Annotated in this window: 10 protein-coding genes; 6 read left to right on the forward strand and 4 right to left on the reverse strand. The window is 64.4% G+C overall.

Annotated features, from left to right (window positions below; genetic code table 11):
- Positions 1-112: 112 nt before the first annotated feature.
- Genes EJC49_RS12465 through EJC49_RS12480 form a run of 4 tightly spaced genes read right to left on the reverse strand, consistent with a single transcriptional unit; the run spans position 113 to position 4,455 of the window.
- Complete coding sequence (locus EJC49_RS12465; RefSeq protein WP_170314698.1) at positions 113-1,132, reverse strand: TRAP transporter substrate-binding protein; 1,020 nt, start codon at positions 1,130-1,132, stop codon at positions 113-115.
- 41 nt (positions 1,133-1,173) lie between these two features.
- Positions 1,174-2,463, reverse strand: a complete 1,290-nt coding sequence (locus EJC49_RS12470; RefSeq protein ID WP_126700258.1) for a TRAP transporter large permease — start codon at positions 2,461-2,463, stop codon at positions 1,174-1,176.
- A gap of 1 nt (position 2,464) precedes the next feature.
- Positions 2,465-3,043 (reverse strand): TRAP transporter small permease subunit, encoded by a 579-nt coding sequence (locus EJC49_RS12475; RefSeq protein ID WP_126700259.1) that lies wholly within the window; start codon positions 3,041-3,043, stop codon positions 2,465-2,467.
- 2 nt (positions 3,044-3,045) lie between these two features.
- Positions 3,046-4,455 carry an MmgE/PrpD family protein gene (locus EJC49_RS12480; RefSeq protein ID WP_170314699.1) on the reverse strand — a complete coding sequence of 470 codons (1,410 nt, stop codon included), beginning with the start codon at positions 4,453-4,455 and terminating at the stop codon, positions 3,046-3,048.
- A gap of 417 nt (positions 4,456-4,872) precedes the next feature.
- Between EJC49_RS12480 and EJC49_RS12485 the strand changes: the two genes are divergently transcribed.
- The 6 genes from EJC49_RS12485 (at position 4,873) to EJC49_RS12510 (ending at position 11,836) form a co-directional block, all read left to right on the forward strand.
- Complete coding sequence (locus EJC49_RS12485; protein WP_126700261.1) at positions 4,873-6,282, forward strand: FAD-dependent oxidoreductase; 1,410 nt, start codon at positions 4,873-4,875, stop codon at positions 6,280-6,282.
- Positions 6,283-6,490: 208 nt separating this feature from the next.
- Positions 6,491-7,501, forward strand: coding sequence for a TRAP transporter substrate-binding protein (locus tag EJC49_RS12490; protein WP_170314700.1), 1,011 nt, complete (start codon positions 6,491-6,493; stop codon positions 7,499-7,501).
- 167 nt (positions 7,502-7,668) lie between these two features.
- Complete coding sequence (locus EJC49_RS12495; RefSeq protein WP_126700263.1) at positions 7,669-8,673, forward strand: TRAP transporter substrate-binding protein; 1,005 nt, start codon at positions 7,669-7,671, stop codon at positions 8,671-8,673.
- A gap of 4 nt (positions 8,674-8,677) precedes the next feature.
- Entirely contained in the window at positions 8,678-9,178 is a 501-nt protein-coding gene (locus EJC49_RS12500; protein ID WP_126700264.1) for a TRAP transporter small permease, read from the forward strand.
- On the forward strand, positions 9,175-10,455 hold the full coding sequence (locus EJC49_RS12505) for a TRAP transporter large permease (protein ID WP_126700265.1): 1,281 nt from the start codon (positions 9,175-9,177) through the stop codon (positions 10,453-10,455). Before EJC49_RS12500 ends, EJC49_RS12505 begins: the two co-directional genes overlap by 4 nt.
- A 4-nt stretch (positions 10,456-10,459) precedes the next feature.
- The gene (locus EJC49_RS12510) at positions 10,460-11,836 is read left to right on the forward strand and encodes an MmgE/PrpD family protein (protein WP_126700266.1); all 1,377 of its coding nucleotides are present in this window, start codon (positions 10,460-10,462) and stop codon (positions 11,834-11,836) included.
- The last annotated feature ends 284 nt before the right edge of the window (positions 11,837-12,120 follow it).

Consider the following 12,120-nt stretch of genomic DNA (forward strand, 5'->3'; position numbering starts at 1 on the left):
GCGGCGGATCTGCGCGGCTCTGCACATCTTCCGGATCTTCCTCCCGGATGGACGGCAACCGAAACGCCCGGCACGAGGAGGCCGGGCGCTTTCAGTTCAGTCCTTGCGGCGTTCAGCGGGCGGAGAGTTTCTCGTAGGCATCGGAGCAGACTTCGCCGCAACGGTTCAGCCAGCCCGGCAGGACGCCCTTCTCGAAGGCTTCCTTCTGCAGAGCGAGGTCGGCTTCCGTCGGCGTGACGATGGTCTGCATCGCAGGCTCACCGATCGAGCACGGACCGGCGCCGTTGCAGGCGATGCCTTCACGGTCTTCCCGACGGTTCTGGGCCCACATTTCGGCTGACAGCGCGCCGACTTCCTTGGTCAGGAAAGCCTGCACCGCCGGGTCGAGTGCGTCCCACCACGCCGCATTGGCGACGGTGGCACCGGCGCCGAAGTTGACCGGAAGGTCATAGACGAACTTCGAACCCTCATACCAGCGCGAGGTATAGCCGCCGACGGTGCTGGTGATGGCGCAGTCGATCACGCCCTGCTCCAGCGCCTGCTGGACTTCGCCGAACGGCATGTTGACCGGCGCGCCGCCGAGATAGGCGATGAAATCGGACTGCGATGCGCCCGAGGTGCGCACGCGCTTGCCCTTGATGTCCGCCAGGTTCTCGACCGGCACGCGGCAGTAGACCACCTGGCTCTGGTAGGATTGCAGCGCGAGCAGGTGCAGGCCGAGCTTCGTGCGATAGTACTCGGCGAGGATCGGGAAGAAGGCCGTCGATGCGGCTTCGAACTCGTCGTAGTTCGAGGACATGCCGGCGAGGTCGCTGCCGTCGTTGATCGGATCGTGACCCGAATGGTGGCCGAGCTGGCCGGTGGCGATGTTCATGACCCCGTCGGTCACCATGCCGAACATTTCGGGGCCCTTGAGGCCGAGTTCGTTCATCGGGCGGAACCGTGCCTTGACCGAGCCGCCGGAAAGTTCGGTGACCTTCGTGGTCCAGAACGGCGCCTCGAGCACCCTGCTCTGCGTGGTGGTTCCGAGATTGCCGACGACGGTGATCTCGGTCGCCGGCAAGGTTTGCGCAAAGGCGGGTGTGGCGAGCCCCGCGATCAGCATGGCGACAATTGCAGCATTCTTTTTCATGGTGTTCCCTTTGTTTGTTTCTTGTTCGAAAACCCCGCCTGTCATCCCCGCATGAAGGTGGGAAGCCAAGTGGCGAGAGACGGAAAGGCGGTGAGGATGGCGATCATCGCCAGCATCGCGGCCACGAAGGGCACGGCCCCGAGCGTGACGTCGCGGAAACTGCCTTCGCCGCGCACCGACTGGACGACGAAGAGGTTCATGCCGATCGGCGGCGTGATCAGCGCCATCTCGATCATGATCATGAAGATCACCCCGAACCAGAGGGGGTCGTATCCGATCGCGACGATGATCGGCACCACGATGGGGGTCGTGGCGATCATCAGAGACAGCGTTTCCATGAAGCAGCCGAGGACGAGGTAGATCACGACGATGGCCATCAGGATGACCACAGGCGGAGCGTCGATGGCGCCGACGGCATTCCGGATCTGGTCGGCGAGGCCGACGGAGACCATCACGAAGTTGAGGAGCTGCGCCGCCAGCACGATCAGCATGACCATGCAGGTGGTGCGCATGGTGCGCTCGAACGCGCCCATCAGAAGCGCGAAGGTGAGCTTGCCGCGCATCGCCGTCATGACCAGCGCCGCCAGGAAGCCCAGCGCCGCGGCTTCCGTCGGCGTCGCCACCCCGAGATAGATCGAGCCGACCATCAGGATGAAAAGGAGCAGCGGCGGCAGCAGGCCCGGCAAGGTCTGGAAACGCTCCCGCCAGGTCGGCATGGCTTCCTTCCTGCCGCGCGCTGCCGGATACCAGATGCAGACGCCGAGGATCAAAAGCGAGAAGAGCAGCGCGAGCAGGAGCCCGGGGATCAGGCCGGCCAGGTAGAGCCGCCCGATCGAGACGTCGGCCAGTACCCCGTAGATGATCATGTTGATGGACGGCGGGATGAGAATTCCGAGCGTCCCGCCGGCTGCGATGGAGCCCAGGAACAGCGGCGGCGAATAGCCTCCCGCTTTCATCTGCGGGATCGCGACGGTACCGATCGTCGCCGCCGTCGCGACGGAAGAGCCCGACGTCGCCGAAAACAGCGCGCTGGAGCCGATGATCGTGTGCAGGAGCCCACCCGGCACAACCCGTACCCAGCGGTCGATCGCGACGAACATGCCTGCCGCGATGCCGGAATTCAGCAGCAGTTCGCCGGTGAGGATGAAGAGCGGCACCGCCACCAGCGAAAAGCTGGTCGAGCCGCCCCAGAGCATCTCGCCGCTCGCCGGCAGGACCGGGAAAAACGAGAAGAAGTGGTCGAGGACGAGTGTGACGATGACCAGGACCGCGCCGACCGGCAGTCCGATCGCGATCAGTCCGAACAGCAGGAGCACCAGGGTGGGTATCATCTCAAGTCTCCCTGTGCCGTGCTTCGGCAACCGCTTCGGCGACCTCCTGGTCCTGCCCGAACCGGCCCAGATTGTCGGCGTCGACACCGCGGCCCCTCAGAAGGTGGGCGGCATGTCGGACGGTGAGCAGAATGCCGGTCAACGCGAAGATGGCGAAGCCCAGGGCCCAGACGGATTGCGGCAGCCCTTGCGGGAAGGCGAGCGCGGAGCTGGACGTGACGCCCCGCGACGTGCTCGCCCAGGCGAGCTTGACGGACAGGTAGGCGAACAGAACGGCGAGCGCGGCGAGCGCCAGGAAGGAGAGGAAATCCAGTCCGCGACGGACCGGCGTGGGGAGCTTTGTGACCAGCACGTCGACCCGGATATGCGCGCCGCAGAGCGCAGTGTAGGACATGCCGAAACTGATCGAGATCGCGAACAGGTAGGTGCTGAACTCGTAGGAGTTGAGGATCGTGCGTCCCAGCAGGTTGCGCGTCACGACGTCGACGGAGACGCCGACGGCGATCAGCACGATCATCGCGCCGCCGAGCCGCGCAAAGAGCGCGGAGACGCGGTGGACGAGTGTATCGATGGCTTCCATCGTCAGACCAGCCGCCCACCAGATGCGGGTGCGACCAGGATCCGGGTCAGCGCGGCAATGTCGGGCACACCCTCGATCGCCTCGATCGTGGCAATCAGTTCCTCGCCGGCGGCGTCGGCCATGCCCTCGGCGCGCCGCCAGCAGCGCCAGAACTTGTCGAGGTTTTCCTCGCGGCTGAGCGGATTGTCCGGATGGCCATAGGCCGCCTCGACGACCACGCTGTGCGTCACGCCCGATTTCAGCGTGACGCTGATCGTCTGGGGCGTCATCGCGCTGTGACTGGTGACGTCGTTCTGCGTTACCGTCACCCGACCGGCAAGATCGTGGGTCCGCGCGTTTCGCAGCATCTCGTCGCCGATGAAATGCTCGACGTCCACCTTGCCATGAACAAGATAGGTCGCCGCAACGAAGCCGAGGCAGAGCTTGGCATAGTTCGGTGCGGGATCGGGAATGTCCGGACGTCCGACCAGCCGATTGACGAGTTGCGGCACATCGCAGGCGATGGCAGCAACGTCGTCGGCCGAGAATCCATGGGTTTTTTGCAGGCGGTGCAGCCCGTCGATCGCGCCATGGGTGAGGCGTCCCGACGGAAACGGCTTGTGCGACATCCGCTCGATCTGGAAGCTCGCCTCCAGCTCGCGCCTGCCGTGCTCGACGTCGAACTCGTCGTTCTCGAACAGGCGGAAATAGCCGTAGCGGCCGGTCAGCACGTCGCTGGGGCCGAGAATGCCTTCGCGAGCAAAATCCAAGGAAGCGATCGCGGCGCGGGAGTTGAAGCCGACCTGCATGCCGAGCATGGGCGAACCCTCGACATGCGGCTGCAGCGTTCCGCTGGTCTGCCCATACTGGTTGCCGATCGCGCGGATGATCGTCTCGACATCCATGCCTTCGAGCTTGCCCAGCGCCGCGACGGCGCCGAAGCCGCCGGCCGCGGCGGGACGGAAGAAGCGGATCGGTCCGGTCGAGGATTTGCCAAGGAAGATCGACACGTCGACGCTCATCGCGACCGCCGTCAGGAAGTCGCGGCCGTTGACGGGATTGCCCTGCTTGGAACGCCGTTCGCAGTAGGCCATGACCGCGGACAGGATCGTCGCGAAGGGATGCAGCACGGCATCCTCGTTCACGCAGTCGAACTCCAGAGTGTGGATCTGGTAGGCATTGACGAAGGCCGCAGCCGGAGCCGGGACGCGCTGCCCGCCAGCCCAGATGGTCGCCTCGTCGCCGCTGCCCCAGCTCGACGCCACCTTGATGATGTGATCGAGGCCGAAACCCTTGCAGCCGGCCACGCCGACGCCGAACGTATCGATCAGGAATGTCTTGGCCTTCTCGACCGCGTTGTCCGGCAGGTCGTCATAGCCTGTTGCGACCACGCGCTCGATCAGCCACGGCAAAGGATTTTCGGAGACCGTCAACGCATTGCCCCTCTGTCTCGGGGCCGGGCGAATGATGCATGGAGAGGCATTGCCACCCCTTGCGCCAGGCCCGCGCTCTCGCCCCGCGCAGCTGGAGGCTGCACGCCGAAATCGCCTGCCAATATCGTCCTGACCTCGGGCACCACCTCCGTCAGGCGATGCTTGCATTCGTATTCAAAACTCCGATCCGAAGCATGTCAACTGGGAAATCCGCGGCACCCTGGTTTTTGTCAGATCGAGTTTATCTCCAACGAAATCAGCCAAATCATATTGGATACAGAGACATGACTTGACAGCATCGCGTCGTCATAAAATGATGAATTCGTATTCAACCGGGGCTCCAGTCCCGATCGTGGCAGCGGCGGGCGGCAAGCCCGAAGCGATGTGTCGCGGTGCAGCCAGCCGAAGGAAGTCTCCATGCCGCTCGCCCAAACGCCACAGGACGGATTCGATCTCGACGTCGCTGTGGTCATCGTCGGAGCAGGCGCCGCGGGCCTCACCGCGGCACTTGCCGCGCGGGACGGCGGCGCGGACGTGTTGCTTCTGGAACGCGATGAAAACCCGCGCGGCAGCACCAGCATGTCCCAGGGTTACGCCTGCGCGGCCGGCACGAAGTTTCAGAAAGAACGCGGGATCGACGACGACGCCGACCGCTTCTACGCCGACATCATGGCGCGGACCAAGGGAAAGGCCGACCCGCGCATCGCCCGGACGGTCGCCGAGAATTCGGGCATCGCGATCGACTGGCTGGTCGAAAAGCATGACATACCGTTCCGGATGAACATCGCCTGGGCGGGCTTCTTTGGCCACTCCGTCAACAGGATGCACGGAATGCCGACAAAGACCGGCGAGGAACTGCACGGCGCGCTGATCCGGGCCGCCGCCAACGCAGGCGTCGACCTCGTGACGGGGGCCCATGTCGATCTGGTCTATGCCGACCCGGACGGGCGCGCGACCGGCGTGCGCGTCCGCCGCTCGGACGACACGGTCGAGACGATCGGCTGCAAGGCGCTGGTGCTGGCAACCTGCGGCTTTGGCGCCAACCACGAGATGGTGCGCAACCACATCACGTCCTTCGGAGAGGCCCCCTACTACCGGTACTTCGGCCACGAAGGGAACGAGGGCGAAGGCATCCAGTGGGGCGTCGAACTCGGCGGCGCAATCGGCTGCATGGATGCATTCCAGGGCTATGGCGCGCTGGCCGAGCCCTACGGGATCATCGTCAACTATGAGACGGTCATGCATGGCGGCTTCACCGTCAATGTCGAGGGCAAACGCTTCTCCAACGAGGTTGCCGACATTTCCGGCCAGGCACTGAACGTGCTGCGCCAACCGCAGGGAACGGGGTGGATCGTGTTCGACGATGCGCGGCGCGCATTGGTCGAGGACTTGCCCGAATTCCGCGATCTCGCCTCGCTCGGCGCGGTCCGCAGCGCAGACACGCCTGCAGACCTCGCGAAGCTGATGAACATCCCCGCCGACGCGTTCCTCCAGACCTGGGCTGAGGTGGAACGACTGGCCGCCGGCGCCGCTCAATGCCCGTTCGGCCGCGACTTCACCGGCAAGGCGCCCCTGTCGGGCCGCCTGCATGCCATCCGCACCACGGGCGCGCTTTTCCATACGCAGGGCGGATTGATGGTTGACGAAGGGGCGCAGGTGCTGCGTCCGGACGGCTCGCGCCTGCCGAACCTTTTCGCGGGCGGCGGCACGGCCTGCAGCATTTCGGGCACCGGCGTCGACGGCTACCTGCCGGCAGCGGGACTGGGAACGGCCATCACGCTCGGCCGACTGGCCGGCATCTCCGCAGCACAACTCGCGAAGGACTGATCACAAGACTTCGCCAAAGGCGCCAAGCAGGCGGGCTGAACTTCGCTTCTGGAAAGCAAATAATGTAAGAGTTATATGTTCCATTTATCAAGCCTATCAGAATCTGACTAATCTATCTTTGATCTTATTCGATTTTATATTTTGAGGTTAAATCACGAAGCCAACGGGCATCCATAACCGGATGCACAGCTCAGGGAGATCAGGATCGATGACGATTTCAGTGGCGAGAACAGCATTGCTGGGGGCCGCCTGCGTGGTCGCGCTGTCGCTGTCCGGATGGAACGCGGTCGCTGCCGACCTCCGGCTGGGTTCGAACTTCGGCGACACGCATTCATCGACCCGGGCCCTCAAGGACGTCTTCGCGACCAAGGTCGAAGAACTCACGCAAGGCCGTCACACCGTATCGGTGTTCGCCAACAGCGAGCTCGGCCAGACATCGGAGATGGTGAACCAGGCACAGAGCGGCATCAATTTCGGCGTTTACGTCTCCACCGCCTTCTACAATTCGCAGGTACCCCAACTCGGCGTGACCAACCTCCCCTTCGTCTTCTCAGACCGCGAGACCGCGTTCAAGGTCATCGATGGGCCAATGGGCGAGCAATTGAAGCCATTGTTCGAAGAGAAGGGTCTGGTGGTCCTCGGCTTCATGGAACTGGGCTTCCGGCACATCACGAACTCGAAGCGTGCGATCGTCGAGCCGGACGACGTGGCAGGGCTGAAGATCCGGCTGCAAAGCAATCCGGTCCACATCGCGACGTTCAACCTGCTTGGCGCCAGCCCGGTGGCGCTGGACGGAACCGAGATCTTCGCAGCGCTCAGCCAGGGTGTGATCGACGGACAGGAAAACCCCTATTCCGTCATCAACAATCTTCGGCTCTACGACGCCAGGCAGCGCTACGTCTCCGAAACGGGGCACTTCTTCGACATCATCGTGTTTGCGGTCTCCAAATCGGTGCTCGAGGGCATGACACCGGAGGACCGCGAAGCGGTGATCGAGGCGGGCCGCCTCGCCACCGCCGAGCAACGTCGGATCGCAGCCGAGGACGAGGCGGCCAATCGCGCGGCAGTCGAAGCCAAGGGCGTCGAAATCACGGTGCTGACGCCCGAACAGCGCGAGGCATTCCAGGCGGCGACAGCGCCGGTCTACGACCAGGTGCGCGAGGCGCTCGGTCAGGACCTGGTGGATACCTTCCTGTCCGCGATCGCAGCGGCGAAGTAACCGCGATCCCGCCCTGGCGCGATCCGATCGCACCAGGGCGCTCGGCCTGGCCGTCGCAGTCCAGATTCACCTTGACATCAGTTCGCCCGAATTAAATATTGAATACGTATTCAATCATTCGACGCAAGCCCGGGGAACGGCGAGCGCGAAGGCTGGGAGTTGCACAATTGAAAAGCTTTAAGCACACGATCCGCGCACTTGCATGCGCTTTCACCATTGCTGCTGTTTCGACGACGGCACATGCCGCCGAACTCCGACTTGGATCGGGTTTCGGCGACAATCATTCGTCCACCCGCGCCATGCGGGACGTCTTCGCGGCCAAGGTCGAAGAGCTGACCGCCGGCCGCCACACCGTATCGGTGTTCGCCAACAGCGAGCTCGGCCAGGCGCCGGAAATGGTGAACCAGGCGCAGAGCGGCATCAATTTCGGCGTCTTCGTGTCGTCGGCCTTCTTCAATTCGCAAGTGCCGGAGATCGGCGTCACCAACATGCCGTTCATCTTTTCGGACCGCGAGACGGCGTTCAAGGTGTTCGACGGCCCGTTCGGCGAGAAGATGAAGCCGCTGTTCGAGGCAAAGGGCCTCGTGGTCCTGGGCTTCATGGAACTGGGTTTCCGCAACATCACCAATTCCGTCCGCCCGATCACGCAGCCCGAAGACCTTCAGGGCCTGAAGATCCGCCTGCAAAACAACCCCGTGCACATCGCAACCTTCAACCTGCTCGGCGCCAGCCCGACCTCGATCGATGCGAGCGAAATGTTTGCGGCGCTCAGCCAGGGCGTGGTCGACGCACAGGAAAACCCCTATGCGGTCATCAACAGCTTCCGCCTCTACGACGCCAAGCAGAAGTACGTCACCGACACCGGGCACTTCTTCGACGTCATCGTCTTCGCCGTCAGCAAGACCGCGCTCGACGCCATGACCGAGGAGGACCGCGAGGCCGTGATCGAGGCCGGCCGGCTCGCGACGCTCGAGCAGCGCAGCTATGCCGCAGCAGACGAGGCGACCAACCTCGAGACGGTGCTCTCGAAGGGCGTCGAGCTGACCAGGCTCACGCCCGAGCAACGGGAGGCTTTCCGCACGGCGACCGCTCCGGTCCTGGACGAGGTGAAGTCGCGTCTCGGCGCCGAACTCGTCGACGAGTTCCTCTCTGCCGTCGACGCCGCGAAATAGTCCCTTGGACCGCCTCATCGACATCGTCGACCGCATCCTGATGGGTGCGGTCGCCGTCCTGATGGCCATCATCGTCGTCGTCATTGCCTGCGACGTCGTCGGCCGCTACGGCTTCAGCAGGTCCATCCTGTTCTCGAACGAGCTCAGCCGCCTGAGCTTCATCTGGATGACCTTCCTGGTGATGCCGCTTGGCATCTCGCGAGGGCTGCACGTCGCGATCACCAGCCTGCGCGACAACGTTCCCGCCGCGTTCCGCTCCACGCTCGTGCGCCTCGCCGCGGCCGCGATCATCGTCCTGATGACCGTCGTCTTCCTGGGTGCCTGGGTCAGCATCAAGGGAAGGTCGTCCGAGATGTTGAACACGCTGCCATTGTCGGCCGCTTGGTTCTACTACCCGCTTGCCATCGGTTCCGCCTGGTCGATCGTCCATCTCCTGGTTCAGCTCGTGCGCGGCCTGCCGGTGGAGCGTGCATACGAGAGCGACACCAAGCAGGTCCTGCCATGAGCCTGATCATCGCCATCATCTTCTTCGCCGCCTGCCTGTTCGGCATCCCCCTCGCCTTTGCATTCGGGGTTTCGGGCATGGTCGGCCTGTGGCTCAGCGGTCTGCCGATCGAACTGGTCGCCTCGAAAATGATGTTCGCCGTCAATTCCTTCCCGCTGCTGGCCATTCCCTTCTTCATGCTCGCCGGGGAACTGATGGTGCGCGGCGGTATCGTGCGGATCGCCGTCACGTTCGCGAATACCCTGGTCGGGCGCGTGCATGGCGGGCTGGGACACGTCACCGTCGCGTCCGGCATGGGGCTTGCCTCGGTGTCCGGCGCGGCCGTCGCTGACGCCGCAGCGCTCGGATCTGCGCTGATGAAGCCGCTCGGGCAGGCCTATGGGCGCCCGTTCGGCGCGGCCCTGATCGCCGCGACCGGCAACCTCGGCCCCATCCTGCCACCCTCGACCGCAATGATCGTCTACGCCACGATTGCCGGCCCGAGCCTGTCGCTGCCGGCGCTGTTCATCGGCGGTGTACTCCCGGCGGTGCTGATCGCCTTCCTGATGTGCGTCTACATCTATGTCACCGCGCGGCGCCGCGGCTTCCCGATGACGGGAGAGCCGTTTCGCCTTTCGGTGGTCCTGCGCACGGGCTTCAGATCGATTCCGGCCATCATGCTGCCGGTCATCGTCATCGGCGGCATCATGGGCGGCGCCTTCACCGCCACCGAGGGCGGCGCGATCGCGGTGGTCATGTCGGCCTTGCTCGGCCTGTTCTACACGCGGGAGCTGAAGCTCTCGGATTTCCCGCAGGCGCTGCTGCACGCCGGCCTCACCACGGGCGTCGTCACCGTCATCATTGCCTTCGCCTCGACAGTGACCTTCATCCTCTCGATCGACCACGTGCCCAATGATCTGCGGAACCTGCTGCAGGGTCTCACCGAAGACCCGACGATGTTCCTGCTGCTGGTTTTCGCCATGCTCGTCGTGGTGGGAATGTTCATGGAATCGACGGCGGCCTACGTGATGCTGGTCCCGATTTTCGCCCCGATGGCGCTGGTCTACGGCATCGAGCCGCTGCATTTCGCGCTGGTCTTCATCCTCACCCTCATCGTCGGCATGCTGACGCCCCCCGTGGGCGCGCTGCTCTTCCTGATGGCCGGCATGACCGGGCTGAAGGTGGGTGAGATCGCAAGGGAAGTGTGGCCCTACATCGCCATCCAGTTCGGCGTCACGCTGGCGGTCGTGTTCTTCCCCGACGTGTTCCTCTTCCTCCCCAGGCTCGCGGGATACTAGCGCAATGACTGACCCGTTCCCGCGCCTCGTAGAGCACGTCTCATCGCTTCGCCACGGAACCCTGCCGGCTTCGGCGGTCACGCGCATGAAGGTCTTCATCCTCGACACGCTGGGCGTCGGCGCCGCTGGCGCCCACGGGACCAATCTGGAGGCGATGACGGCGCTGGTCGACACCTGGGGCCACGGCGCGGACGCCCGCGTCTGGGGATCGGAGACGCGCCTTCCTGCGCCATCGGCCGCCTTCGTCAACGCATACCGCATCCACTCGCTCGAATTCGACTGCCTGCACGAACGGGCCGTGCTCCACCCGATGGCGGCGATCCTCGCGGCGGTGCTGGCCTATGCCGACCGGCGGGCGCATCGAGGCCGGCCAGTTGCGGGGGCCGAGATGATTGCCGCCTGCATCGCCGGCGTCGATATCGCGACATTCCTCGGCTTTGCGGCGCGCGGGCCGGTGCGTTTCTTCCGGCCCTCAACCGCCGGAGGGTTCGGCGCGGCCGCAGCCATCGCAAACCTGGCCGGCTATGATTTCGACCTGACCGCCAACACGCTCGGCATCCAGTATTCGCAGACGTCGGGAACCATGCAAGCCCATGTCGAAGGCTCGCCCTGTCTCGGACTGCAGGTGGGCTTCGCCTCCCGCGCCGGGATCGTCAGCGCCGACCTGGCTGCCGCCGGCTTCACCGGGCCGCGCGACGTTCTGACGGGCCCACACGGCTATTTCCGGCTGTTCGAAGCGGATCGCTTCGAAATCGATGGCGAAATCGAGCGCATCGGCCACGAGTTCCAGATCGAGGAGATGGCGCACAAGCCTTTCCCCAGCGGACGGCTGACACACGGCGCCGTACATGCGCTGAAGCTGCTCCGCGATCGGCTGCGCTTCAGCGCGGACGACGTGCGTGCCTTCGAGTGCTTCGTGCCGTCTCTGGTGGCTCGGCTGGTCGGGCGCCCCGACATTCCTGATCCGGAACCGAACTACGCCAAGCTCTGCATCCCCTTCGTTGCAGCCACCTACCTGCGCCGCGGCGACGTCAACGTGGACGGTTTTCTGGGGCGGGATGTGCTGGGCGATCCGATCACGCATGCCATCGCGTCGCGTGTGGTGGTGATCCAGGACGACAATCCGGACCCCAATGCCATGACACCGCAGCGGTTCAAGCTGACCCTGTCGGATGGATCCGTGCACGAGATCAAACTCGACCATGTGCTCGGCCATCCGAAGGCGGCCCTCAGCCGCGACCAGCATCTGGACAAGTTCCGCAAGGCCTGGAAGTCGGGCGGGCTCGAGGTCGAGGCCGGCGAGCGGCTCATCGACCGCGTCGACGACCTCGAGAGCGTGGCGGACGTATCCGTTCTCAGCGCAATGCTGGCGCGATCCTGAGTCCCAGGTCCGAGGTCCGACCCGTCTGTCGATTCGATTGGCCTCATGTCTGTCATAGACGCGGAGGCGCCGAAAACCCCGAATGCGGGTCGGTGAGCACGTGTCCGATCTTCTGACGATCGGACACGCGAACCATCCTCGCCGATAACAGTCCGGCGCGGGCCCGAGGTCCGCGCCGGTCGTTTCGTCAGCCTATTCGGCTGCCAGCAACCGTGCCCGGTTGTTACGGAACACGGGTGCGCGGGGCGCGTCGAACCCGGTCTCGGCCTTGCAACGCGACCTCA

Source organism: Aquibium carbonis (assembly GCF_003970795.1).
Classification (GTDB): Bacteria; Pseudomonadota; Alphaproteobacteria; order Rhizobiales; family Rhizobiaceae; genus Aquibium; species Aquibium carbonis.

Excerpts from the sequence above, each read along its gene's own strand:
- EJC49_RS12465 (WP_170314698.1), bottom strand. The coding sequence starts at position 1,132 with ATGAAAAAGAATGCTGCAATTGTCGCCATGCTGATCGCGGGGCTCGCC.
- EJC49_RS12470 (WP_126700258.1), bottom strand. The coding sequence starts at position 2,463 with ATGATACCCACCCTGGTGCTCCTGCTGTTCGGACTGATCGCGATCGGA.
- EJC49_RS12475 (WP_126700259.1), bottom strand. The coding sequence starts at position 3,043 with ATGGAAGCCATCGATACACTCGTCCACCGCGTCTCCGCGCTCTTTGCG.
- EJC49_RS12485 (WP_126700261.1), top strand. The coding sequence starts at position 4,873 with ATGCCGCTCGCCCAAACGCCACAGGACGGATTCGATCTCGACGTCGCT.
- EJC49_RS12490 (WP_170314700.1), top strand. The coding sequence starts at position 6,491 with ATGACGATTTCAGTGGCGAGAACAGCATTGCTGGGGGCCGCCTGCGTG.
- EJC49_RS12505 (WP_126700265.1), top strand. The coding sequence starts at position 9,175 with ATGAGCCTGATCATCGCCATCATCTTCTTCGCCGCCTGCCTGTTCGGC.
- EJC49_RS12510 (WP_126700266.1), top strand. The coding sequence starts at position 10,460 with ATGACTGACCCGTTCCCGCGCCTCGTAGAGCACGTCTCATCGCTTCGC.